This window comes from Nocardia sp. NPDC051981 (assembly GCF_040680715.1).
Lineage (GTDB): Bacteria > Actinomycetota > Actinomycetes > Mycobacteriales > Mycobacteriaceae > Nocardia.
Window position 1 is genome coordinate 72,001 of record NZ_JBFAXK010000009.1, and the last position, 24,057, is coordinate 96,057.

The window sequence follows — 24,057 nt, forward strand, 5'->3', positions numbered from 1 at the left end:
CCATTTCGCGGCGGTTGCCCGGCCGCGTGTGGGTCAGCTCTCGTCGGTGTCGTAACCCAGGGCCTTGAGCGAAAGCCGGTGCAGGGTATCTCTTTCCGCCGGGGTCAGGCGGGCGAGCAGCACATCGGTGGCGGCGGCGATTTTCGCATCGGTCTCCGCGCGGACCCGATTGCCGGCGGTGGTGATAGCCAGTCGGTATTTCCGGCGGTCGTGCGGATCGCGGGTGCGGGTGACCAGACCGGCCTTCTCGAGGCTGTCGATCAGCCGCACTACTTCGCTGCGGTCGATCTCCAGGACGTTGGCCATCTCCTGCTGGGAGATCTCACTGCTCTCGGCGAGGTAGGTGAGCACCCAGTGCTCGCGCAGGGGTGTCCCGAGGTGGGCGTGCATCGCCTTGTGCAGTTTGCCCAGTGCGTAGGTCGGGTGGCGCAGCAGGCTCGGGGGGTGGGCCTCGGCCGGGGCGGAAGGTTCTTCGGGCACCCGCTGATTATATCTATTGTTGAGTTCCTCAATCATTGATACTGTCTGCAATTGAGTTGCTCATCAACTATTGAAGGAGAGGTCCGATGACGCAAATGCGTTCGGACACCAGGACATCCGGTGCCGGGGGAGCGCCCGCCCGGGCTCCCGTACCCGCCGATTCCGACAAGATCCCCGCGCATGTCTGGCGCACCGCCGGCGTGGTGGTGTTCGGCGCGGTCATGGGCATGCTGGACACCTCGCTGGTCAATATCGGGCTGCACACCATCGGTGCGGATCTGGGTGCGTCGCTGGCCACGATCCAGTGGGTGGCGAGCGGATACCTGCTGGCCCTCGGTGTTTCGCTCACCGTGTGCGGCTGGCTGGCGCGGCGGGTCGGCGTGACCCGGCTGTGGATGGGGGCGCTGGTCGCCTTCACCCTGACCTCGGCGGCGTGCGCCTTCGCACCGACCGCGGGGTGGCTGATCGGAATGCGCGTCCTGCAAGGACTTGCGGCGGGACTCATGATCCCGGCCGGCCAGACCATCCTGGGTCAGGCGGCCGGGCCGCAGCGCATGGGCCGGGTCATGGGTGTGGTCGGCATCGCGGTGGTGGGCGCGCCCGCCATCGGTCCGACCATCGGCGGGCTCATGCTGGCGCACTGGAGCTGGGAGTGGTTGTTCCTCATCAACATTCCGTTCGGGCTGGCCGGATTGGCGCTGGGGCTGCGGTATCTGCCACGGACCAGCGGGGTGGCGACACAGCCGCTCGACGTGATCGGACTGGTGCTCGCGGGCGGCGGCGTATCCGCGGTGGTGTACGGGTTGTCCGAGGTCGGGACCACAGGGTCGGTGACCTCGCCGTCGGTGTGGCTGCCCGTCGTGCTCGGGCTCGCGGGCCTGGCCGGATTCATCACCCGGGCGCTGCGCGGTGAACGGCCGCTGCTGGACATCCGGATGTTCGGCAACCACGCCTTCCGGGCCGCCACCAGCGCCAGCTTCTTCGCGGGCGGCGCCATGTTCGGCGTGATGGTGTTGCTGCCCTTGTACTTCCAGGTGCTGCACGGGACCGGGCTCATTCGCACCGGCGTCGATCTGCTCAGCTACGGCCTGGGCGGCATCATCATGCTGCCGCTGGGCGGACGGCTGACCGACCGGTTCGGCGGCGGCCGGGTCGCGGTGCTCGGCAACCTCGCCATCGCCGGCGCCGTGCTGCCGCTCGCGTTCCTGCCGGTCGCCGCGAACGGAATCCTCATCCAATTCCTGCTGTTCGCGGCGGGTATGGCTACCGGGGTCGGTGCCATGCCGCTGGTTTCGGCGGCGTATGCGGCCGTCCGGCACGAGCAGCTGCCCGACGCCACGGCCTTCGTGAACATCGTGCAGCGGGTGGGCGGCGCCGTCGCGGTGGCGCTGGTGGCGGTAATCCTCTCCCGCGCAACGTCATCCGGCTGGGCACCGGTGTCCGGCTACCACCTCGCCTTCGGGGTCCTCGCCGCCCTCTCGGTGGCGGCCTCCGCGGCGTCTCTTGTCCTGTACCGGCTGCAGCGGCGGGTGAAAGCGGCTGCCGCCGAACCGGTTCCCGCGCGACAATGAACGGGTGAACGAGCCGGAATCCCTCGCATCCAGCAGGAACCGCGTCGAGCGGTTCCTGCGGGATCGCGGCACGGAGACCATCGACCATCCCGGCGGGACGCTGCTCGCTCACCTGGGCCGGGTCGCCGACACGCTCGCGGCGTGGGGACATGACGGCGATCTCCAGCTCGCCGGCCTGGCCCACGCCGTGTACGGCACCGACGGATTCAATGTCTCGCTCGTCGAATTATCCGATCGCGCAACGGTTGTCGAGTTGGTCGGCGCCCGCGCCGAGGGGTGGATCTATCAGTACGCCGCCTGTGATCGCGGAACGGTCTATCCCCGTGTCGACGCGGATCCGGTGCGGTTCCGGGACCGCTTCACCGGCGGCGAATTCGAACCCTCCGAGCCCGATTTCCGGGCCTTTCTGGAGCTGACGGTCGCCAACGAGCTGGATGTGCTGGCGCAAAATGCCGAACTGGCAGCGAAATACAGCGCGGGGCTCTACGAGCTCTTCGCGCGCGTTCGCTCCCACCTCTCGCCGTCCGCCTGGTCCGCTTGCGAAGGTCAGCTGGCGCCCTTCCTCGGCCGGGGTGGTCGCGCCAGCTAGATTCGAGTCAATCGAGTCGGCTGTCATCGAACCCCGATCCGAAGGAGCGGCATGCGAGCAGCGATTGTCTTCCCAGTACTGGCTGCCCGCTTCTGACCGCCTGCGGCGTCACCTCCGACACGACCGCACCGACGGCGGAATCTCCTGGGAGGCTGGTCTCACAGCGATCGCTCGGCAATCTCGATCCCGCCCTGATGGCCGCGATGTTCTCGGCCACCTGCATCCGCTATCGATCCACCTCCCCGACCGGGAAACCGATCGAGGTATCGGGCGCGGTCTTCCTCCCCACCGGCGACGCCCCCGCCACCGTCATACCCCAGTGGTCGTCCTGGATCGACGGCCTGTTCGTCAACAAGCCTTTTCAGCCCACCTGCCCCCACTGACCCGGCGAGTTCTGTCACCGCGGGGATTCGGCCGAAGTCCCGTGCTCGGAGCGCCCCGATCTTGATCCTGGGGTGGTGCGAGCCGGCGGATTCGATTGTCGGGTGGGGGATCGGGGCGATCCTGACGGCCGATGGTCCTCGCACTCAGGAACCGGCCCAGCTCAGCAGCTTCTCGAGGGGCCAGGTGTTGATGATGCGGTCGGCGGGGACTCCGTTGTCGAGGGCGCGCTGGGCGCCGTAGCCGAGGAAGTCGAGTTGGCCGGGGGCGTGGGCGTCGGTGTCGACGGAGAAGTGGCAACCCAGATCGAGGGCCAGGTTCAGGAGGCGGGTGGGTGGGTCGCGGCGTTCGGGGCGGGAGTTGATCTCGACGGCCACGCCGTGGTCGCGGCAGGCGGAAAAGACCTGTTCGGCATCGAATTTCGATTCCGGGCGGGTGCCGCGGTTGCCTTCGACGAGGCGGCCGGTGCAGTGGCCGAGGACGGTGGCCCGGCCGCCGGATACGGCCCGCACCATGCGGCGGGTCATGGCGGCGGCGTCCATCTTCAGCTTGGAATGGACGCTGGCGACCACGATGTCGAGGCGGTCGAGCAGTTCGGGTTCCTGGTCGAGCGCGCCGTCGTCGAGGATGTCGACCTCGATGCCGGTGAGAATGCGCATGGGCGCGAACCGGTCGCGGAGCTCGTCGATGACATCCAGTTGCTGCCGCAGCCGATCCGGTGAGAGCCCGTTGGCGACGGTCAGTCGCGGTGAATGGTCGGTGAGTGCGCAGTATTCGTGCCCCAGCGCCTGCGCGGTGGCCATCATCTCCGTGATGGACGCCGATCCGTCCGACCAGTTCGAATGCACGTGCAGGTCGCCCTTCAGCGCGGCCCGCACCTCGCCGCCCCCGAGATCCTTTGCGGCGGTCCGCAATTGGATCAGCGTGTCCGGCTCCCGTCCGGCCCACGCCTGCGCGATCACCGCCGCCGTCTTCGGCCCTATCCCCGGCAGCGACTGCCAGTCGCCGGCCCGCCCCAGCCGTTCCCGCTTGGTATCGTCGAGCCCCTCCATGATGTCGGCGGCATTGCGATAGGCCATCACCCGCCGGGAATCCTCCCGGGCCCGGTCCTTGAAGAACGCGATCATCCGCAACGCGACGACAGGATCCATGCCCTTCAGTGTGCCCGCGGACCCAGCGAAGTGGTCGCGGTTACGCGTGTGTGGTGCGGCGCAGCAGGACGGCTGAACCCGCCGCGACCACCAGACCGCCGACGATGAGGAAGCCGTCCGTCGAATCGCGCAGGGATCGTTGCTCGTTGAAGGTCCTGACCACCTGCCGGCCTTTGACGGTGTCGTGGCATTCCTGCCCGGGTTCGAGGGTGTGTCCGGAGCATTCCAGGGGCAGGAACAGCCGGACGATTCCGGCGATCAGCAGCACCAGGCCGACGGCGATTCCGATGGTGTGGGCGATTCTGAGTGAGCGCCGGGTGGGCCGCATGGCATTCCTCGAGCATGGGCACTGCGGTCCGCAGCGCGTGGATCAGGCTTCTGGAAGCGTAGAGGGCGTGGTCGCCAGGCGCAGCCAGGTGCCGGACAGCCACCGCTCGTAACCGTCCGGGTCCATGCCGAGGGTGCGGACCATGAGATTGTAGGTGTCGGCCCGGCCGAGCGGGCCGGCGGTGGCGATGACCGGGGCGGCGCGTTCCTCCTCGAAGACTCGATCCGCTACTTCTACGACCATCCGCTCGAGCGGACCCGGCGCCGGAAGGGATCTCGCGATCGCGCGCTCACCCGGCTGTTCCGCGGTGATCGGTAGGATCGGGTCATGACCGAGCGCAAACCGCCCGGGCTCTCCTGCGAATCGTGGATCGACAAACAGGTCCGCGAGGCCACGGAGCGGGGCGAATTCGACAACCTGAAGGGCGCGGGCCAGCCCATCCCGCCCGGCGCCGCCGACGAAGACTGGTGGCTCCGCAACTATCTGAAGCGCGAGGGCCTGGGCGGAGATGCCCTCCTCCCCGAATCGATCATTCTCCGCCGGGAACGCGAACGAATCCAGGAAACCGTCCGGGACATGTTCTCCGAGAGGGAAGTTCGCGAAACAGTGGCGTCCCTCAACGACCGCATAGTCCACTACCTCCGCATGCCGACCGGCCCCCACGTCCCGGTCGGCCCCCTGAAGGTCGACGACGTCATCGAAACCTGGCGCGCCGAACGCAAATCCGCCCGCCCACCCCGCACCCCAACCCCGCCTCCACCCGCCGCAACCGAACGGCCATGGTGGCGACGACTTTTCAGAACCTGAGCCTTCGTGGACGGACTGCTGGTCCTGGTGAACTGCCTCTCGGGCGCAGGCAAAACCACCCTGGGCACCGCCCTCGCCCGATCCCTCGACGTCTGTTCCTGTCCAAGGACACCATCAAGAAAGCCTTGGTCACGTACCTCGGAAATCGCTCCGCCCCAACAGAACTCGGCGGAATCGCCGTGGACGCCATCTGGTCCCCGGCCAAGCAATCCCAGCCGCCGTCGTCATCGACTCCTGGTGGTTCAAACCCCGCGACCTGAACTTTGCCCGCTCGGGACCCCGACCCACGGCTACGTCATCGCTGCCGACCGGACTCGGGCCGGGCAGCCACTGCCGAACGTGCCGGGTATCGTTGTCGCCGTTGGGATTCCGTTTAGTGCGACGGTGGGCGGTGGTTACTGGAGTCCGCGGCCGGAGTCGTGGCCTGCGATGGCGCTGCGGCGGAGGAATTCCGCGATGAGCTGGAGTTGTTCGGTCGTGTAGTCGGCGCAGATGTCGTCCAGTGAGCTGTTCATGCCCGACAGTAGGTGGTAGAGCTCGCCGAGGCGGTCGGGGAGGGTGCGGACCATGACCGAGCGCCGGTCGGTGGCGGCGCGTTCGCGGACGATCCAGCCGCCGCGCTCCAGCCGGTCGAGGATGCCGGTGAGGGTGGCGGGGTGCAGTCCCGCGGCGCGGGCCAGGGCGGTGGGGCTGATGGGGCCCTCGCTGTTGATCACGTCGAGGCAGTCGACGTCGACATCGCGCAGTTCCAGGCGCACCCCGACCTGACGGTTGAGCATGGCCAGATTGCTGCGCAGTCCGCGCATCGCGCCCTTGATATCGCCTGCGGCGCGCCGCCGCAGCCGGGCTTCTTCGCGATCCGCCGCCGCACTCACCACGCCTCCCATCGGCTCGTATGAGCTTCGTACCTTACGTCACCCGTAGTTGGTGCTGGATGGGCCGTGACCTGCGATTGTGCGAACAAGTAAGTGATCCAGCTCACCTTGTATTACGAAACTCATAGCATCTAGGCTTTGAATTATATGAATTCCGTACAAAAGATTGGGGTTCACGATGATCGTCATCACCGGTGCGACGGGAGTCGTCGGCCGCGAAACCATCCAGCTCCTACTGGAATCCGGGCAGCAGGTGACCGCTGTCAGCCGGGATCCGCGGCGGGCGGCGCTGCCCGCGAATGTGCGCGTGGTCGGCGGGGATCCCTCGGACCCGCGCTCGCTGGGTCCGGTGTGGGACGGCGCGGAAGCGGTGCTGATCAGCCCGCGTGCGGTCGGAGCGGCGGCGGGTGACCTGCTGGCCGCGGCCGCCGACGCGGGCGTGCGCCGCGCTGTGGTCATCTCGGCGCTGACGGTGCAGTACCCGGCGGGAGAACCGCGCTTCGCCGACGGATTCCGCGCCGCGGAACAGGCCGCGCGGGACTCCGGCCTGGAGTGGACGGCCTTGCGCTGCGCGGACTTCGACGCCAATGCGCTGGCCTGGGCCCCGCAGATTCGCGCCACCGGAACCGTCCGCGGTGCGTACGCCGCCGCGGCCACCTCGCCGATCCATCAGCGCGATATCGCCGCCGTCGCGGTTCGCGCGCTCACCGAAGCCGGCCATGGCGGACTGTCTTACGTCCTCACCGGCCCGGAGTCACTCGACCAACGCGACAAGGTCCACATCCTGGGCAAGGCCCTCGGCACCGACCTGTCGTTCGCCGAAGTCGTGCCGGACCAGGTGCGGGCCGCGCTACTGGCTCAGGGCCTGCCCGAGGAGGTTCCGGACCGGCTGCTCGGCTCGCTCGCCGACTATGCCCGCACCCCCGGCCCCACCACCGGCACCGTCGCGGAATTGCTGGGCCGGCCCGCGCTCACCTTCGCGCAGTGGGCCGAGGAGAACACCTCCGCATTCCAGAACTGAAGGGATCCACCGATGTCCGTCGACTCCTCGTCGAATTCCGAACTCATCGACTTCACGCCGATTGCGCGTGTGCGGTAACCGGCCGAGGTCCTCTCCCCTGGTCGGCATCCTGAATCGCGTGGCGTTCCAACCCCTTTACCGCCGCAGCCGCCTGTGGTGACAGGGGTGCTCACGGGGCTGGGACGGCCAGTGGCAGGGCGGGCGGGAAGACCACCGGGACCGCGGCGGGTGCGCGGTGGAATGCGCTCGGCCGCCATTCGAGTTGGTCTGTGGGCATGGCCAATTCGATCTCGGGTAGCGCGTCCAGCAGTTGGTCCAGTGCCTCCTGCACGATGACCAGGGTCACGGATTGGGCTGGGCACGACCGTGATCCAGCGCCCCACGCCAGATGCGAGCGGTTGCCGATGCGGTCGCCCGCCACCGCCGGGTCGGAATTGCATCCGGTCGAACTGATGATGACCGGGTGGTCGGCCGGCAACCACACGTTCTCGACCAGCTGCGGCTGACGGGGATAGCGGGCGCAGGAGTTGGCCAGCGGGGGATTGACGAACAGCACCTCGTCGATCGCGTCCCGCACGGTCAACGCACCGGCGAGCAGATCATCGTGGAACTGCTTGTCCGTCAACATCAACAGCACCGTGTTGACGATCAGATTCCAGGTGGGTTCGCTACCGCGGGCATAGAGGACCGCGAGCTGCGCCACGATCTCGGCGTCGTCGAGCCCGGCCGGGTGTGAGATGAGCCGCGAGATCACGTCCGTGCCGGGTTCGCGCCGCTTGGCGGAGACCGCTTCCAGCAGGTCTCCGGTCAGGCGCTGGTTGTAGCGGTCCGAGGTTTCCTCGTCGGGGGCGTCGCGCAGGACGGCCATCGCGTCGAACACCCGCTCGCCGACCTCCGGGGACAGGCCGAGCAGATTGTTGACCACCCGGACGGTCAGCGGCACCGCGAATTGGTCGAGCAGGTCGGCCTTTCCCGCACTGCAGAATTCGTTGATCAACGGCACCGCGGCGGCCTCGACCTCGCGCCGCAAGGTGAAGAGATCGACGGCGCGCAGCGTCTCGAGGTACGCGGGCCGATAGCGCGTGCGGTGCTCCTCCTCAGCGCCGGAACCGATCGTCCCCCACTCCATGATCGGCAGGACGGGACAGTTCTCGGGGAGACTCGACTCCCAGGCTCTCGGATCGGCGGGAAAACGGTCCGGATCACTCAAAATGCGCAGTGCCGCACGGTATCCGATCACCAGCGTCGCCGAAACTCCCGCCGCCACTTCGACCGGGACGAGGTGGCCGTGCGCGCGCCGCATCCGGTCGTACGCGGTGCGGGGGTCGGCGGTGAACTCGGGCGAATACAGCCTCATGCGGCCTCGAACATGTCAGTTACCAAGGTGTAGCTCCCATGGACGGATGAAATGCGACCAGTTCCACGACCCTCGGTGCAACGATCACACAGGATCGAGAACGGTCGGTATTGCTACTGGAATGCTGGTGGCGCGTATCCGCTTGCCGGGCAATCTGATACATCGATGCCGTCTTCAGTTCGCCAGCAGCACTCCAGTTTCGAGTCAATGATCAGCGTTCACTCCCCGGACACATCCATCAGCGAGATTTGTTTCGCTGGAACATGTTTCGGTGATGCGGGAATCCTACCGCAATCCTCGATGAAGTCGCGGCGAACCCGAGGTCGAGGGTTGCGTCCGTCATCGCCCCCGGTCACGGCCGCCGCCGCGGCCAATTGCCGAGGCGCGGGAACATGAACTCCGACACCGGCTCGGCCGCAACGGCTTAGGCGTTCAGACCAATGTTGCAGCGCGTTCACCACTATGTGAACTACAAACTTTCGCGGTCTCGACCGACGCGCGGATCGGGGCCGCCGCCAGACGGCCGAGGGGCCAGGCTGGGCGGCGCAGGAGGGTTAGGCTCGGGACGTGCCGACTCTGTTGATCATTCATCACACGCCGTCGCCGTTCATGCAGGAAATGTTCGAGGCGGTGGTGGCCGGCGCCACGGATCCCGAGATCGAAGGGGTCGACGTCGTACGGCGGGCCGCCCTGGGCGTGACGGCGAGTGATGTGCTCGCGGCGGACGGGTACCTGCTGGGGACGCCCGCGAATCTCGGCTATATGAGCGGAGCGCTCAAGCACGCATTCGACACCTTCTATTACCCGTGCCTGGATTCGACCCGGGGCCGGCCCTACGGGCTGTACATCCACGGGAATCAAGGGACCGAGGGGGCCGAACGGAGTGTCGAGAGCGCGACGACCGGACTCGGCTGGGAGAAAGCGGCCGCGCCGGTGATCGTGTTGGGGAAGCCGGAGAAGGCGGAGATCGAGCGCTGCTGGGAATTGGGGGCCACCATCGCCGCACAGCTGATGGGGTGAGCCCCCGATTTCTGGTGGCTGACACATTCGGCGGCTCGCCCGTCATACTCGAGTGGGCGTTCTCGGGGAACGTCACTTGGGAGTGTGGGAAGAGGTGACGGCCGCCGTGGAGGCGCAAGAGTCGGGGATACGCCGCATCGGGCTGGTCGAGGACCATGAGTCGGTGGCAATCGGGTTGTCGGCGATGCTGGCCCCGGAAGCCGATCTGGAATTGGTGATCACGGCCGGGACCGTGGCGGAATTGCTGTCGGCGGGGCCGCGATTGGATCTGGTGGTGCTGGATCTGCGGCTCGCGGACGGGTCCTCGCCGGATGACAATGTGCGGGCGCTGCGGGCGCGGGGGATCGAGGTGCTGGTGTTCACCGGGGCGGACAATCCGTTCCTGGTGCGGTCGGCCGCCCGGGCGGGCGTGCTGGGTGTGGTGCGCAAGTCCGAGGACATGCCGACGGTGGTCGCGGCGGTACGCCGTGCCGCGCACGGCGAACAGGTGGTGACCACGGACTGGGCCGCCGCCATCGACGGCGACCCGCAGCTGTCCGATGTCGGGTTGAGCCCGCGCCAGCAGCAGGTGCTGCAGCTGTACGCGTCGGGGGAGAAGGCCTCGCGGGTCGCCCGCATGACCGGCCTGTCCGAGCAGACCGTCAACGACTATCTGGGCCGCATCCGGCAGAAGTACGCCGACGCCGGCCGCCCGGCCCCCACCAAGACCGATCTGTACAAGCGGGCCGTCGAGGACGGGTGGCTGCCCGTTCCCGAGCGGAATCCGCGGACATGACGGCCTCGGGCACCCTGGAATCCCCGGCCGCGCCCCGGCCGATGCCGTCCCTCGCGGCATTCACCCAGCGCCTGCGTGCCCGCCTCAGCATGCGGGAGGACCCGGCCACCGCCGCCTACGACCGCATCATGCGGCGGCTGGGCATCTCCATCGGCATCGCCGGCATCATCGTCGGCGGCGTCGAACTGCCGGAGGTGGCCGAACAGGGCCGCTACGCGCCGGCCTGGTGGACGGTGACCGCGGTGGTGCTGGCCTTCGGCTGGTATCCGATCATCGCCGTGGTGTCGGCGGTGTCGGGTCCGCGGGCCATCCGCTTCGTCTGCGGCTGTGCGGCACTGAGTTTCCTGGGCGCCCTGGCCTCCATCCCGTTCGGGCTGGAAATTCACACCGTGGACGCCACCACGGTGTGGCCGTACCGGGTGACCGCGCTGGCGGTCACCGCGGCGGTGCTGGCCTGGTCCAGCCGGGTGACCGTGATCTATCTGCTGGCCGCCGCGACCTCGGCGGCGCTGGCCACCGTGTATACGCTCAGCTCGGTCACCCCCCAGCATGTGACCGAGAACTTCCTGCGCTCAGCGGGTTTGGCGGCCCTGTTCGTCTGGTGCGGCACCGCCGCCACCGGCGCCGCGGCCCGGGTCGACCGCGAATCCGCCATCACCAGCCGCCGCGCCGCCGCCCAGGCCGCCGCCCAGTCCCGCGACCGGGAGCGCGCCCGCTTCGCCGCCCTCATCCACGACGCCGTGCTCTCCACCCTGCTCGAGGCGTCCCGGGCCGGCACCAAATCCGATGTGCTGCAACGCCAGGCCGAACGCACCCTGGAGCAGCTCGACGAATGCCGCGGTGCCCAGCGCGATCCCGATCTGCTCGACGCCCGCTCGGCGGTGCTGTTCCTGCGGGCCGCGGTGCAGGAGATCAATCCGAGCGTCCGCTTCGCCACCCGCACCTGGCCCGGCTACGACGACCTGCGCATGCCCGTGCACTCGGCCAGCACCATTGCCGCCGCGCTCACCGAGGCGGTGCGAAACAGCCTGCGCCACGCCGCCGTTCCGGGCCGGGAGGTGCGCCGCACCGTCACCGCCACGGTCAGCGCGGGCAGCATTCGCATCGTCTTCAGCGATGACGGCGCGGGTTTCGACCTGGCCGCCGTCTCCGCCGACCGCCTCGGCATCTCCATGAGCATCCTGGGCCGCATGCGCCAGCTGGCCGGCGGCTCGGCGTTCGTGGAATCCCAGCAGGGGGAGGGCACCACCGTGACACTGGTATGGGGTGGCGATGGCTCACGCTGACAGCTCCGGTATCGACCTGGAACCCCGGTTCGGGCTGCGCGATCTGCTCGGATTGCGCGGCAGCACCGCCTGGCTGTTCCTGCTCATCCTCGAGGCCGTCATCGCGTTGTACATGATGCGCAATTTCGGCCAATCACCGCCGTGGGCTGCCTTCGCGAGTCTGGTGCTCATGCTCAGTGCGGGCGCGCTGGTCACTGCGATTCCGGTGGACCCGCTGCCGATTCCGGTGGCGTTGTACGCGGCCGCCGCACCGCCGGTCGCCACCGCCCTGACGGTCATGACGCCCACCCACGATCTGCCGAACGAGTCGGTGTGGTCGGCCTTTGCCTCGTCCTATGTCCTCGCGGTCCTGGTGTTGCGCGGGCGGATTCGCACCGCGTGGCTCGGTGTCATCGCCGTCGCGACGGTGCTGGTGGTCCTCGGCCTGGGCTCGCATCTGCGACCCGGCACCCTGGTCGGCTCGCTGGTTCCGGTCGGCACCGTCACCGCCATCTCGGTGTTCACCGCGGTCATGCGCCCCATGCAGCGGTCACTGCGCATCCTGCGCGAGGACGCCATGATGCGGGCCGCGGCCGAGGCCACCATGGCCGCCGCGGACAGTGAGCGCACGCGTCAGCTCGCCCGCCTGGACCGGGTGGCCCGGCCGATCCTGGAACGCATCGCCGACGGCGCGGAGCTGACCGCCGCCGAACGTGAGGAATGCCGGCTGCTGGAAGCCGAACTCCGTGACGGCCTGCGCGCACCGCAGCTGGTCACCGACGAGCTCAGCGGCGCGGCCCGGGGTGCGCGGGCGCGTGGCGTGGAGGTGGTGCTCCTCGACGACGGCGGTTTCGCGGGCGTCCCCGAATGGGTGCGCAAGCGCGTGATCGATGCCGCCACAAGGGAACTCGACGCCATCAACGCCGGCCGCATCACGGTCCGGGTGCTGCCGCTGGGCCGTCACGTACTGGCCACGGTGCTGGCCACGGCCCCCGACGAGGATCGCCGCACCGAGATCGACACTGACGGCAAGGTCACGACCATCACCGATTGATCGGTCACGGGGCGTCACCGATCGATCGGTCAGGGGGCGTCGCAGCGGCCCGGGCCACCCCGTTTCATCTGGTCGCGCAGCGCGGACTGAACGGTGGTCGACAGCCACGAGTTCAGCGACTGCCCGCTCTGCGCGGCCGCCTCCTCGGCACGGGCTTTGATCTGCTCCACCAGCCGCAGTGTCACCCGGCTGATGTCGCCGGTGACCTCGTCGAAGGTGGGGTGTTCCTCCTCGCCCGCGGTCTTGCGCACGTCGATGTGGGCGTCGGTCCCGTCGACCGACACGTGCACCGTGCGGTCGGGGAGGGTCGCGCTCACCTCGGCGGCCAGTTCCGAGAGCGCGGCCAGCAGGACCAGCCGGGCGGAGTTCTCGGTGGCGGCGGCCAGGGCGGCGGCCGTAGCCTGGGTTTTCTCATCGCCGAGTGCCGCGGCGGCAATCAGGTTCTCGTGTAGCTGGGCGGTGTATTTGTTGAGATCCATGACACCAGTGTGACGTCGTCATTGACGTCATTCAAGGAAACTTCTGACGCCAGAAGTGGTCGCTTGACGCGAATCGCCATCGCGCCGGGCACGGTTCGGGTATAACGATGCAAATCCCGTTCCGGCGAGGCTGTAGCCTTCTGACTATGACGAACGGTGAATCGACGCGAACCGAGCTGCACGCGTCCGGCACAGTAGGTGTCGCGATGGTGACCCCCTTTACCGCCGAAGGCAAGCTCGACGTCGATGCCGGTGTCGCGCTGGCCGCCCGCCTGATCGACGATGGCGTCGATCTGCTCGCCATCTCCGGCACCACCGGGGAATCGCCGACCACCACCGAGTCCGAGAAGTTCGATCTGCTGCGCGCCGTCGTGGACGCCGTGGGCGACCGTGCCACCGTCATCGCGGGCGCCGGCACCTACGACACCGCGCACAGCATCGAACTGGCCCGCAACGCGCAGCGCGCGGGCGCGCACGGCCTGCTGGTCGTCACCCCGTACTACTCGCGTCCCAGCCAGGACGGCCTGTTCGCCCACTTCACCGCTGTCGCGGACGCGACCGACCTGCCGGTCACCCTCTACGACATTCCGCCGCGCTCAGTGGTTCCCATCGCCACCGACACGATTCGCCGGCTCGCCGAGCACCCGCGCATCGTCGCGGTCAAGGACGCCAAGGGCGACCTGGGCGCCGGCGCCGAGCTGATCGCGGAGACCGGGCTCTCCTTCTACTCCGGCGACGATGTGCTCAACCTGCCGTGGCTGTCGGTCGGCGCGACCGGATTCATCAGCGTCATCGGCCATCTCGTGCCGGACCGCCTGCGCGCGTTGATCGACGCCTACCGCGCCGGCGACGTGCAGCGGGCCCGGGAGATCAATGTGAGCATGGCCCCGCTGAACCGGGCGATGGCCCGCCTCGGCGGCGTCGCCATGACCAAGGGGTCGTTGCGCCTGCTCGGCATCGAGACCGGGGAACCACGGCTGCCACAACTCATGCCGACCAAGGATCAACTCGACGAACTCGCGGTGGACCTGCGCGCGGCCGGGGTGATTGCATGACCGGCCCCGCTCGTCGCCCCCGCCGTACCGCCAGCCGCGCCGCCGGTGCGCCCTCCCCGGCTCCGGAGACTCCCGTGCAGCCCGCGCCGGCTCCGGCCCAGGCGGAACCCGCCGCGCAGGCGAGCACCGCCGCCGCGCCGCAGGAATCGGTGAAAGCCGCCGCCCCGCGCACGGAATCGGCTGCGGCCGAACCGGTTCGGGAGCGCGGCAGCCGTGGCGGCCGCGGCGGTGACCGCACCCGACGCGGCGGCAGCCGGTCCCGGCAGGGCGGCCGCGATCGCGAGCCGGCCCCGGCCCCGCGCGACCCGCACGCGATGGGCACCCCGCCCAAGGCGCCCAAGGGTGGCCTGCGGGTGTTCGCGCTCGGCGGCATCGGTGAAATCGGCCGCAACATGACCGTTTTCGAGTACAACGGCAAGCTGCTGATCGTCGACTGCGGTGTGCTGTTCCCGGAGGATCAGCAGCCCGGCGTCGACCTGATCCTGCCCGACTTCGGTCCGATCGAGAACCGCATGGACGATATCGTCGCGGTCATCCTCACCCACGGTCACGAGGACCACATCGGCGCGGTGCCGTTCCTGCTCCGCCTGCGGCGCGATATTCCGGTCATCGGCGCGAAGTTCACCCTCGCGCTGGTGGCGGCCAAGTGCCGCGAACATCGGTTGCAGCCCAACCTCATCGAGGTCACCGAGGGCGAGCGCACCCAGCACGGCGCGTTCGACTGCGAGTACTTCGCGGTCAACCACTCGATCCCGGACGCCATCGCGGTGGCCGTCCGCACGCCCGCGGGCATCGCGCTGCACACCGGTGACATCAAGCTGGATCAGCTGCCGCTCGACGGCCGCCTCACCGACCTGGCCGGTTTCTCCCGCCTCGGCGACGAGGGCGTGGATCTGTTCCTGGTCGACTCCACCAATGCCGAGGTGCCGGGCTTCGTGACGCCCGAACGCGAGATCGGCCCGGTGCTCGACAATGTGATCGGCAAGGCCAAGGGCCGGGTCATCGTGGCCTCCTTCGCTTCTCACGTGCACCGCATCCAGCAGGTGGTGGACGTGGCGCAGCGCTACGACCGCCGGGTGTGCTTCGTGGGCCGGTCCATGGTCCGCAATATGCAGATCGCGCAGGACCTCGGCTACCTGGACATCCCGGACGGCCTGGTGGTCGACCTGGATCAGGCCGCCAACCTGCCGGTGCACAAGCTGGTGCTGATCTCCACCGGCTCGCAGGGCGAGCCGCTGTCGGCGCTGTCGCGCATGGCGCGCGGCGACCACCGCCAGATCAATATCCGCCCGGACGATCTGGTGGTGCTGGCCTCCTCGCTGATCCCCGGCAACGAGAACGCGGTCTTCGCGGTCGTGAACGGCCTGGCCCGCCTGGGCGCCACGGTCGTCACCCAGCAGAACGCGAAAGTCCATGTGTCCGGCCACGCTTCGGCGGGCGAGCTGCTCTACCTCTACAACGCGGTCCGCCCCACCAACGCCATGCCCGTGCACGGCGAGTGGCGGCACCTGCGCGCCAACGGCGCGCTCGCGGTGGCCACCGGCGTGCCCGAGGAGCGGGTCATTCTGGCCGAGAACGGCGTGGTGGTGGACCTGGTGGACGGCATCGCCACCATCTCTGGCCGCGTCCCGGTCGGCCAGGTCTACGTGGACGGTCTGTCGGTCGGCGACGTCGGCGAGTCCACCCTCTCCGACCGCCTGGTTCTCGGCGAGGGCGGCTTCATCTCCATCAATGTCGCCGTCGACTCGGCGACCGGAAAGGCCGTCAGCACACCGGAGGTCAGCGGCCGCGGCTTCTCCGACGACCCCGAGGCGCTCTCCGGCGCTCAGGAACTCGTCGAGAACGAACTGCACCGCCTGGCGGTCGAGGGTGTCACCGACACCCACCGCATCGCCCAGTCCGTCCGCCGCGTGGTGGGCCGCTGGGTGGCCGAGACCTACCGCCGCCGCCCGATGATCGTCCCGACGGTCATCGGCGTCTGACCCGGCGGGCAACCGAAAACCCAACCGCCCGAGCAGCATTCCGCTGCTCGGGCGGTTTCGCTTGTCGCACGGCCGAATCCGCTGCGAACACAGCTCCGCCCCCGACGGCTCTGCTGTCGGGGGCGGCAAAACTGGGCGGGTCTCCCGCCAGAGGGTCCTCCGCCTGGGGCGGGAACTACACGAGTTTCTACTTGTCCTGGCAGGCGGCCGAATCGAGCTTCGCGGCCTTGACGATGCTGCAGGCGTAGTTGTGGTCGATCTTCCAGTCGCTGCCGTCGGCGACGAAGGAGACCGTGGCGTTCTGGACCGGCTTGCCGTCGATGGTGACGTCGGCGTCGGCCTTGAGCTTGCCGTTCGCCGGGTCGCCGACGTTGGTGATCTTGATGGTGACGTTGTTGGCCTTGGCGGCGTCGACCAGCTTCTGGGCCAGCTGCGGGTCGAGGGCGGCGTCCTCGATCCAGTCGGTCTTGGTCTTGGAGTCGATGGACGGGTCGAACGCCTTGGTGACCTTGTCGTTCAGTTCCTGCACGCTCGGCTTGGGCAGATCCGCGACCGTGGTCGGGGCGGGGGCCGCGCCGGTGATCTTGCCGTCGCCCTCGGTGCTGCCGTCGAACTTGCCGGCCGGAGCGGCCGCGGAGGTGGTGGACGCGGCCTTGGTGCTGTCATCGGACTTGCTGCAGGCCACCAGGCCGAAGGCCGAGGTGGCCAGCATCAGCGCGGCGGTCGCGCGAAAGATGGTGTGCTTCAACGAAATTCTCCCCGTTGTTTTGGAATGGCGCCGTGGATTAGAGCTCGTAGCCCGTGGTGCAGTTCCAGTGAATGATGGTGGCGTCGCCGGAGTTCCGGCCCAGCGCCTGGCTCTTGGCCGCGCTGCGCGAGGAGGCCGCGCCGAAGGTGTAGTAGCCGTCGCGCGACGAGTAGGCGATCGCGCCGCAGCCGTTCGCGAAGCGCGCCACGATGTGGCAGTCGGCCTGGGGGCACGAGCTCATGGCGGCGTTCTGCGCCGAGGGGCTGTCGGAATAGTCGTAGGAGTAGCCGATATGACCCGTCGACGGCGACAGCGCGATGGCGCCGTAGTAGTAGTCCTGGTAGGCATTGGCCGGAGCCGCGGTCGCGGCCAGCAGGGAGCCCGCGGCCGCGGCCATCACGGCTGCGCCGCTGACAATCTTCTTCAAAGTGTTGCCCTTCTTGTGCTTTCGGATCCACGACCCTATGGACCGAGGGATCAAGCTACCGATACGGAAAGGTTGACGCCAACCCGGATCTGTGTTTGTGCGGTGTCCTCGAGCGTGGCGTTGCGGCCGGTCGCACTGGCACAACCGGAAGCCGCGATCACGATCAACTGTCGTCCTTATGAAGGACCGGGTGGTTCCCTTAACGCCGTTGTGCGCAATCCGACACCCCGACTAAGGTTCCCCTTATGACTTTGGCTCAACGGGAGCGCCAGGCCCTGGTTCAGGCGATGGCCGAAGCCGGCCCGGACGCGCCCACCCTGTGCGGTGACTGGACGGCCCGAGACCTGGCCGCGCACTTGGTCGTCCGGGAACGCCGCCCCGACGCCGCCCCCGGCATCCTGCTGAAGCCCTTCGCCTCCTATCTGGACAGGGTGCAGCGCAAGGTCACTCAACGCCCGTTCGCCGACCTGCTCGACGAGGTGCGCAGCGGCCCGCCGCTCCTCCTGCGCCCGGTCGACTCGCTGATGAACACCACCGAGATGTTCGTCCACCACGAGGACGTTCGCCGCGCCGCGCCCGGCTGGGAGCCGCGCACGCTGTCCGCCGCCGATGAGAACCAGCTCTGGAAGGTGCTGACGGGCTTGGCGCGCATGTCATATCGCAAATCGCCGGTTACGGTCGCGCTCTCCACGCCCGACGGCCGCCGCACCGTCGCCCGTCAGGCCGGTGACCGCACCGTGGTGCTGGCCGGGCCGCCCTCGGAGCTGCTGCTGCATGCCTTCGGCCGCAATGCCGTTCGGCTCGAGGCCACCGGCGCCCCGGACGACGTGGCACTGGTGCACGCCCTCGACCGCAGCGTCTGACCCGTCCGCCGTCGCGACCGCCCGCCCGGCGGGAGTGGCAGCGCGCCCACCGGTCATGAAACGATCACGCGTCGAGCGGTAGCTTGCGTCCTCGGCAGCGGCCCGTGTGTGATGAGGTGGTAGGCAATGTCTTGGCAACTGGCGGTTCTCGGACCGGTCGAGTTGACGGCCGATGGCGTGCCGATTCCGCCCATGCCGCCCAAACAGCAGGCGGCGCTGGCCATGCTGGCGTGTGCGCGCGGGCGCACGGTGTCGGTCGAGGAGCTGGTGGACGGGATCTGGGGTGCCGAACGGCCGAGCTCGGCGGTGGGTGCGCTCCGGAATTACGCGTGGGCGCTGCGCAAGCATCTGGCCGTGCAGCAGTCCGTGTTGCTGTCGTCGGAAGCGCGCGGCTATCGCCTGGACGGGCCGCTGCATCTGGATGTCGACCGCATCGACCGGTTGCGCGGCGAGGCGGCCGAGGCGCGCACGGCCGGCTGCCTGGAGACGGCCGACGTCGCGCTGCGTGACGCGCTGGGCGCGTGGCGCGGTGATCCGCTGACCGGCGTGCCCGGGCCGTGGGCCGCGGCCGAACGTGCGCGGCTGCGGCGGCTGCACCGCGTCCTCACCGAGGATCTCCTCGAGCTCACCGTGCAACGCGGCGACTTCTCGCACGCCATGGCCGAATTGGCCGCGCTCATCACCGGGGATCCGCACAGCGAGCGGCTGCGCGGGCTCATGATGACGGCCCTCTACCGGGCGGGCCGCCGCACCGAGGCGCTCGAGGAATACCAGCGTGTTCGCAGGTTGCTGGTGGCCGAGCAGGGCATCGAGCCGGGTCCGGCACTGGCGGAGCTGCACCGCCAGATCCTGGCCGACGAGCTGCCCACCGTGGCAGCGGAGACCGCGCCGATCGCCGTCGTCGCGCCCCGGCCGGCCCAATTGCCGCCCGACACAGCCGATTTCACCGGCCGGCACGATCTGGTGCGGGAGCTGTGCGCAGTGCTCGGCGCGACCCGGCCGATCGTGGCGATCTCCGGGATGGGCGGGGTCGGGAAGACAGCGCTGGCTCTGCATGTGGCACACCGGATCCGGGACCTGTACCCCGACGGCCAGCTGTACGTGGACCTGTTCGGCGCGGGCGCGACGCCGGCCGAACCCGAACACGTGCTGGGCGCCTTCCTGCGCGCGCTGGGCGTGGCGCAGAAGGAGATTCCGGTCGGTGTCGCCGAGCGGGCCGCGCTGTTCCGGTCCGCCAGTAGCGGCCGCCGCCTGCTGATCGTGCTCGACAATGCCTGCGACGCAGCGCAGGTCGCGCCGCTGCTGCCGGGGGACTCCGGCTGTGCGGTGCTGGTGACGGCGCGCCGCCCGCTCACCGCCCTCCCCGGTGTGCGGTCCGCGGCGCTGACGGTGCTCGAACCCGAGGAGGCCGTCACCCTGTTCACCCGCATCGTCGGCGCGGTGCGAGTGGCGGCCGAACCCGAGGCGGTGCGCCGCATCGTGGAACTGTGCGGTCTGCTGCCCATGGCGGTGCGCATCGTGGCCGCGCGGGTGGCGGCCCGGCCGCAGTGGACGGTGGTCTCGGAGGCGGACCGGCTCGCGGCCGAACGCCATGACCTGGACCGCTTCCGGGCCGGGGACCTGGCGCTGACGGCCGCCTTCCGCGCGGGCTACGAGCAACTGCCGCCGGACACGGCGCGCGCCTTCCGGCTGCTCGCCGTCGCCGATCTGCCCGAGCTCTCGCTGGCCGCCACCGCCGCGGTCCTCGACACCGTCGAATCGGTGGCCGAGGACCTGTGCGAAGAGCTGGTGGACCGCGGCATGCTGGAATCGGTCGGCCGGGGCCGCTACCACTATCACGATCTGATGCGCCTGTTCGCGCTCGGCCGTCCCGACCGCGAGCGCGAACTCGATGTCACCGCCCGCCTGCTCGACTATTACCTGGCCACCATGAAAACCGTGCTGCGCGTCCGGCATCCGGGTCTGCGGCTGCGTCTCGCACCCACCGGGCACCCCGGCACCCGCCTCGACGATCTGGATTCGACCCGCGACTTCCTCACCATCGAGCGCCGCAATCTGGCCGCCGTCTACCGGCTGGCGGTCGCGGGGACTCCCCGGCATCGGGTGCTGGCGGCGGACCTGGCGCTGACCGTCGCCGAGACGGGGCTGGCCTGTGACGCCACCGTCGACCTGGTCAAGGTCCTCGAAGAGCTGGTGCAGGCCATCACCTCCGACGGTGACATCGTGGCCGCCCGCCGGGCCCGGCTGGCGCTGGTCTTCGCGCTGGCCGCGGAACTGGAAGAGCCGCACGGGGCGGCCGTGCACGTGCGCGGGCTGCTCGCCGATGACGATCCGGATATCGATCCCTGGACCTCCGGAGCGATTCAGGGCTTCGCGGGCGTGCTCGCCCTGCACGACGGCGACCCGGCCCGCGCCACAACGCATTTCGCGACCGCCCTCACCTACTATCGACGCGCCGACAGCTCCGAGTGTGTCCGTGTCGCGTATTCGCTGCTCGCCCGGGCCTACTCGGCGGCCGGCCGCAACCGCGACTCCCTGGCCGCCGCGGCCCGGGCGGTGGTCGGCGACAACGAGTCGGGGGTGCGCCGCAATGTGGTGTGGGGCCTGACCGAGGCCGCCTGGATTCTCAGCAGCGAGGGCGACGCCGACCGTGGCGCCCGCCTTTTCGATGCCGCCCTGGTCACCGCCCGCCGCTTCGGCAACACCCGCTTCGAATCGGTGATCCACGCCCGCGCCGCCCGTGCCGACCTGGCCGCCGGCCGCTACGCTCAGGCCGCCGACCACGCCGAACGCGCCGAGGCCACCCGGATCTCGGCCGGGGGCGCCGCCCACACCCACAACCTGCTGGTCCGCTACACGGCCCTGCGCCGCCTGGGCCGCACCCTCGACGCCGCCGAGTGCTACCGCACCGCGAGCACCCACATCCCCGACTTCGACACCGCCCTCACCACCTGGACCGCCCTCCCCGCGACTCGCTGATCCAGCCCCGCTGCAGGCCGTGGCGGTTTTCCGGCGCGCGAATGGGCCGGTACCAGCCCGGGCGCGCCGTAGTGTGACGGGTGGTTTCGGGACGCTTCGAGGCGGGTGATCCCGCCGTCGGCGCGGGTTTTTGGTTGTGAGCGCCACAGTTTCTGATTCGGGTGGGCCGGGTGTTGCGGATGGTCCGGGTGGTGCTGTTGCGGCTAGCCTGGGACGCATGGCAGGTAAGGCCCGCACCGGAACGTCACGTTCGCGAGCGGCGGCTACGCGGGGGCAGGCTCCTGCACAGGCCCGCGCTCGCAGCCCACGCACCCCCGCGAAGGGGCGCGGGGGAGCGGGACGGAAGGCGCCGGCGCGGCGGCCCGCTCCGCGGCGCGGGTCGAATACCGCACCGCTGGCGGTGGTTCGGCGGGGCGTCACCAGCGGCTGGACCATGATGGCGCGGGGGCTGGGCGCGACGACGCGGGCGGTCAGCCGGGCCGGGGAGATCGAGCACGGGCATCGGCGCGATGGGATCGCGCTGGGGCTGGTGGCTTTCGCCTTCGTGATCGCGGCGGCCGTGTGGATGTCGGCGGGCGGTCCGGTCGGGCACTGGGTGGATGCCGTGGTGCGCGCGGTGGCCGGATCCGCCTCGGCGGCACTGCCGTTCGTGGCGGTGGCCATCGCGGTGATTCTGATGCGGACCGAGCCGCAGCCGGAGATCCGGCCCCGGCTGGTGCTGGGCGGTCTGCTGGCCGGTTTGCCGGTGCTGGGTCTGTGGCATCTGGCGGCGGGTTCGCCGTCCGACGCGCACGGTCGCGCGCACGCCGCCGGATTCGTCGGCTATGTGGTGGGCGGTCCGCTGGGTAAGGGGCTGAGCGCCTTCCTGGCGGTGCCATTGCTCATGCTGGCCATCGGTTTCGGGCTGCTGCTGATCACCGGCACCCAGGTGCGGGATGTGCCCGCGCGGCTGCGGGAGATCTTCGGCACTGGCGCGGGCGGCGACGAATACGAGAGCTACTCCGAGGAACGCGGCCTCTACGACCCCGACAGCTATGACGTTGACGGCTTCCCGATGCACCGGCCCGAGGTGCGCAAGCGCCGTGGCCGCACGCCGTCGGAGAACTATCCGACCGACGAGTTCTCAGGTTCCGACGCGGTCACCGAGATCATCGGCGAGCCGCCGCTGCAGGACGCCAAGGACATCGCCGCGCCGGAGGAAAAGCCGAAGCCCAAGCCGCGCAAGGCCATCGCGAAGGTCGTCGACCAGACTCCGCCGCCGCCGGAGCCGCAGCAGCTGGAGTTCGTCACCGACCGCGAGGTGGACGGCGATTACACGCTGCCGTCGCTGTCGCTGCTCACCGATGGCGATCCGCCGAAGAAGCGCAGTGCGGCAAACGAATCCATGATCGAGGCCATCACCGAGGTGCTGGTGCAGTTCAAGATCGATGCCGCGGTCACCGGTTTCGTGCGCGGCCCGACGGTCACCCGCTACGAGGTGGAGCTGGGTCCCGGCGTGAAGGTCGAGAAGATCACCGCCCTGGCCCGCAACATCGCCTACGCGGTGGCGACCGAGAATGTCCGTCTGCTGGCGCCGATTCCGGGCAAGTCGGCCGTCGGCATCGAGGTGCCTAACGCGGACCGCGAACTGGTGCGCCTGGCCGACGTGCTGAAGGCCTCGACCACCCGCAACGACCATCATCCGCTGGTGATCGGTCTGGGCAAGAACATCGAGGGCGAGTTCGTGGCGGCCAACCTGGCCAAGATGCCGCATCTGCTGGTGGCCGGTTCGACCGGTTCGGGTAAGTCCAGCTTCGTCAACTCCATGCTGGTCTCGCTGCTGTGCCGGGCCACCCCCGATGAGGTCCGCATGATCCTCATCGACCCCAAGATGGTGGAACTGACGCCCTACGAGGGCATTCCGCACCTGATCACGCCCATCATCACCCAGCCCAAGAAGGCCGCGGCGGCGCTGGCCTGGCTGGTGGAGGAGATGGAGCAGCGGTATCAGGACATGCAGGCCAACAAGGTTCGCCATATCGACGACTTCAACCGGAAGGTGAAGTCCGGCCAGATCACCGCGCCGCTGGGCAGCGAAAGGGTCTACCGCCCTTACCCGTACATCCTGGCCATCGTGGACGAGCTCGCCGACCTCATGATGACCGCGCCGCGTGATGTCGAGGACGCGATTGTCCGCATCACCCAGAAGGCCCGTGCCGCAGGCATTCACCTGGTGCTGGCCACCCAGCGGCCCTCGGTGGACGTGGTCACCGGTCTGATCAAGACGAATGTCCCGTCCCGCCTGGCCTTCGCGACCTCGTCGCTGACCGACTCGCGCGTCATCCTGGACCAGCCGGGTGCGGAGAAGCTCATCGGCATGGGTGACGGCCTGTTCCTGCCGATGGGCGCAAGCAAACCGACCCGTCTGCAGGGCGCCTTCATCTCCGACGAGGAGATCGCCGCCGTCGTCGACTTCGCCAAGACCCAGGCCGAACCCGACTACCAGGAGGGCGTCACCGCCGCCAAGGCCGGCGAGAAGAAGGACGTCGACCCCGATATCGGCGACGACCTCGACCTCCTCCTGCAGGCCATCGAACTGGTCGTCACCTCCCAATTCGGTTCCACCTCCATGCTGCAACGCAAACTCCGCGTCGGCTTCGCCAAGGCCGGCCGCCTCATGGACCTGATGGAAACCCGTGGCGTCGTGGGCCCGTCGGAAGGCTCCAAGGCCCGAGATGTCCTCATCAAACCCGACGAACTAGACGGCCTCCTCTGGACCATACGAGGCGGCGACGGCGCGCCGCCCGCCTCGGATGATGCTGAGCCCGAGGGCCTTTAGCCGCTCGCTCCCCGAGCGCGCGGGCCTGGCGG

Annotated in this window: 23 protein-coding genes; 14 read left to right on the top strand and 9 right to left on the bottom strand. The window is 69.2% G+C overall.

Translation table 11 applies throughout. The features are described from left to right. Nucleotides 1-33: 33 nt before the first annotated feature. On the bottom strand, nt 34-480 hold the full coding sequence (locus AB0L60_RS18085; RefSeq protein ID WP_364614779.1) for a MarR family transcriptional regulator: 447 nt from the start codon (nt 478-480) through the stop codon (nt 34-36). An 86-nt stretch (nt 481-566) separates the two neighbouring features. Between AB0L60_RS18085 and AB0L60_RS18090 the strand changes: the two genes are divergently transcribed. The 3 genes from AB0L60_RS18090 (at nt 567) to AB0L60_RS18100 (ending at nt 3,023) form a co-directional block, all read left to right on the top strand. After that, nucleotides 567-2,051, top strand: a complete 1,485-nt coding sequence (locus AB0L60_RS18090; protein WP_364614782.1) for a DHA2 family efflux MFS transporter permease subunit — start codon at nt 567-569, stop codon at nt 2,049-2,051. A 4-nt stretch (nt 2,052-2,055) separates the two neighbouring features. Beyond that, on the top strand, nt 2,056-2,640 hold the full coding sequence (locus AB0L60_RS18095; RefSeq protein ID WP_364614785.1) for a DUF6817 domain-containing protein: 585 nt from the start codon (nt 2,056-2,058) through the stop codon (nt 2,638-2,640). A 194-nt stretch (nt 2,641-2,834) separates the two neighbouring features. Continuing rightward, nucleotides 2,835-3,023, top strand: coding sequence for a hypothetical protein (locus tag AB0L60_RS18100; protein ID WP_364614788.1), 189 nt, complete (start codon nt 2,835-2,837; stop codon nt 3,021-3,023). 144 nt (nt 3,024-3,167) lie between these two features. Here AB0L60_RS18100 and AB0L60_RS18105 read toward each other — a convergent pair whose 3' ends face one another. The 3 genes from AB0L60_RS18105 to AB0L60_RS18115 are packed head-to-tail and all read right to left on the bottom strand — an operon-like array spanning nt 3,168 to nt 4,743. After that, complete coding sequence (locus AB0L60_RS18105) at nt 3,168-4,172, bottom strand: PHP domain-containing protein (protein ID WP_364614791.1); 1,005 nt, start codon at nt 4,170-4,172, stop codon at nt 3,168-3,170. A gap of 40 nt (nt 4,173-4,212) precedes the next feature. Then, on the bottom strand, nt 4,213-4,500 hold the full coding sequence (locus AB0L60_RS18110; RefSeq protein WP_364614794.1) for a hypothetical protein: 288 nt from the start codon (nt 4,498-4,500) through the stop codon (nt 4,213-4,215). Between the two features lie 42 nt (nt 4,501-4,542). Further along, nucleotides 4,543-4,743, bottom strand: a complete 201-nt coding sequence (locus tag AB0L60_RS18115; protein ID WP_364614797.1) for a hypothetical protein — start codon at nt 4,741-4,743, stop codon at nt 4,543-4,545. Nucleotides 4,744-4,827: 84 nt separating this feature from the next. Between AB0L60_RS18115 and AB0L60_RS18120 the strand changes: the two genes are divergently transcribed. Beyond that, nucleotides 4,828-5,307 (top strand): DUF1992 domain-containing protein, encoded by a 480-nt coding sequence (locus tag AB0L60_RS18120; RefSeq protein WP_364614800.1) that lies wholly within the window; start codon nt 4,828-4,830, stop codon nt 5,305-5,307. A 395-nt stretch (nt 5,308-5,702) separates the two neighbouring features. On the opposite strand, the gene AB0L60_RS18125 is transcribed toward AB0L60_RS18120, so the two are convergent. Beyond that, complete coding sequence (locus AB0L60_RS18125; RefSeq protein ID WP_364614803.1) at nt 5,703-6,182, bottom strand: MarR family transcriptional regulator; 480 nt, start codon at nt 6,180-6,182, stop codon at nt 5,703-5,705. A 178-nt stretch (nt 6,183-6,360) separates the two neighbouring features. Between AB0L60_RS18125 and AB0L60_RS18130 the strand changes: the two genes are divergently transcribed. Then, the gene (locus tag AB0L60_RS18130; protein WP_364614806.1) at nt 6,361-7,203 is read left to right on the top strand and encodes an NAD(P)H-binding protein; all 843 of its coding nucleotides are present in this window, start codon (nt 6,361-6,363) and stop codon (nt 7,201-7,203) included. A gap of 169 nt (nt 7,204-7,372) precedes the next feature. Here AB0L60_RS18130 and AB0L60_RS18135 read toward each other — a convergent pair whose 3' ends face one another. Beyond that, a complete protein-coding gene (locus AB0L60_RS18135; protein ID WP_364614809.1) occupies nt 7,373-8,560 on the bottom strand; it encodes a cytochrome P450 in 1,188 nt (395 codons plus the stop codon). 567 nt (nt 8,561-9,127) lie between these two features. Here AB0L60_RS18135 and AB0L60_RS18140 point away from each other — a divergent pair. The 4 genes from AB0L60_RS18140 to AB0L60_RS18155 all read left to right on the top strand — a co-directional run bounded on the left by AB0L60_RS18140 (nt 9,128) and on the right by AB0L60_RS18155 (nt 12,674). Further along, the gene (locus AB0L60_RS18140) at nt 9,128-9,580 is read left to right on the top strand and encodes a flavodoxin family protein (protein ID WP_354839343.1); all 453 of its coding nucleotides are present in this window, start codon (nt 9,128-9,130) and stop codon (nt 9,578-9,580) included. A 76-nt stretch (nt 9,581-9,656) separates the two neighbouring features. Beyond that, nucleotides 9,657-10,355 (top strand): response regulator transcription factor, encoded by a 699-nt coding sequence (locus AB0L60_RS18145; RefSeq protein ID WP_354839345.1) that lies wholly within the window; start codon nt 9,657-9,659, stop codon nt 10,353-10,355. Further along, entirely contained in the window at nt 10,352-11,641 is a 1,290-nt protein-coding gene (locus AB0L60_RS18150; protein ID WP_364614814.1) for an ATP-binding protein, read from the top strand. Before AB0L60_RS18145 ends, AB0L60_RS18150 begins: the two co-directional genes overlap by 4 nt. Next, nucleotides 11,628-12,674 (top strand): hypothetical protein, encoded by a 1,047-nt coding sequence (locus AB0L60_RS18155; RefSeq protein ID WP_364614817.1) that lies wholly within the window; start codon nt 11,628-11,630, stop codon nt 12,672-12,674. The genes AB0L60_RS18150 and AB0L60_RS18155 overlap by 14 nt, the downstream gene beginning before the upstream one ends. Nucleotides 12,675-12,703: 29 nt before the next feature. On the opposite strand, the gene AB0L60_RS18160 is transcribed toward AB0L60_RS18155, so the two are convergent. Beyond that, a complete protein-coding gene (locus AB0L60_RS18160; RefSeq protein WP_364614820.1) occupies nt 12,704-13,153 on the bottom strand; it encodes a hypothetical protein in 450 nt (149 codons plus the stop codon). A gap of 146 nt (nt 13,154-13,299) precedes the next feature. Here AB0L60_RS18160 and dapA point away from each other — a divergent pair, with 146 nt between their 5' ends. Both dapA and AB0L60_RS18170 read left to right on the top strand, forming a co-directional pair. Further along, nucleotides 13,300-14,208 carry a 4-hydroxy-tetrahydrodipicolinate synthase gene (gene dapA / locus AB0L60_RS18165; RefSeq protein ID WP_364614823.1) on the top strand — a complete coding sequence of 303 codons (909 nt, stop codon included), beginning with the start codon at nt 13,300-13,302 and terminating at the stop codon, nt 14,206-14,208. Continuing rightward, nucleotides 14,205-16,190 (top strand): ribonuclease J, encoded by a 1,986-nt coding sequence (locus tag AB0L60_RS18170; protein ID WP_364614826.1) that lies wholly within the window; start codon nt 14,205-14,207, stop codon nt 16,188-16,190. Before dapA ends, AB0L60_RS18170 begins: the two co-directional genes overlap by 4 nt. Nucleotides 16,191-16,377: 187 nt before the next feature. Here AB0L60_RS18170 and AB0L60_RS18175 read toward each other — a convergent pair whose 3' ends face one another. Continuing rightward, nucleotides 16,378-16,938, bottom strand: coding sequence for a hypothetical protein (locus AB0L60_RS18175; RefSeq protein WP_364614829.1), 561 nt, complete (start codon nt 16,936-16,938; stop codon nt 16,378-16,380). 37 nt (nt 16,939-16,975) lie between these two features. Next, a complete protein-coding gene (locus AB0L60_RS18180) occupies nt 16,976-17,365 on the bottom strand; it encodes a DUF4189 domain-containing protein (protein WP_364614832.1) in 390 nt (129 codons plus the stop codon). A gap of 245 nt (nt 17,366-17,610) precedes the next feature. Between AB0L60_RS18180 and AB0L60_RS18185 the strand changes: the two genes are divergently transcribed. From AB0L60_RS18185 to AB0L60_RS18195, 3 genes are all read left to right on the top strand, one after another. Beyond that, nucleotides 17,611-18,228, top strand: a complete 618-nt coding sequence (locus tag AB0L60_RS18185) for a TIGR03085 family metal-binding protein (protein ID WP_364614835.1) — start codon at nt 17,611-17,613, stop codon at nt 18,226-18,228. 126 nt (nt 18,229-18,354) lie between these two features. Continuing rightward, the gene (locus AB0L60_RS18190; RefSeq protein WP_364614838.1) at nt 18,355-21,207 is read left to right on the top strand and encodes a BTAD domain-containing putative transcriptional regulator; all 2,853 of its coding nucleotides are present in this window, start codon (nt 18,355-18,357) and stop codon (nt 21,205-21,207) included. Nucleotides 21,208-21,424: 217 nt separating this feature from the next. Further along, a complete protein-coding gene (locus AB0L60_RS18195) occupies nt 21,425-24,025 on the top strand; it encodes a DNA translocase FtsK (protein WP_364614841.1) in 2,601 nt (866 codons plus the stop codon). Nucleotides 24,026-24,057 lie beyond the last annotated feature (32 nt).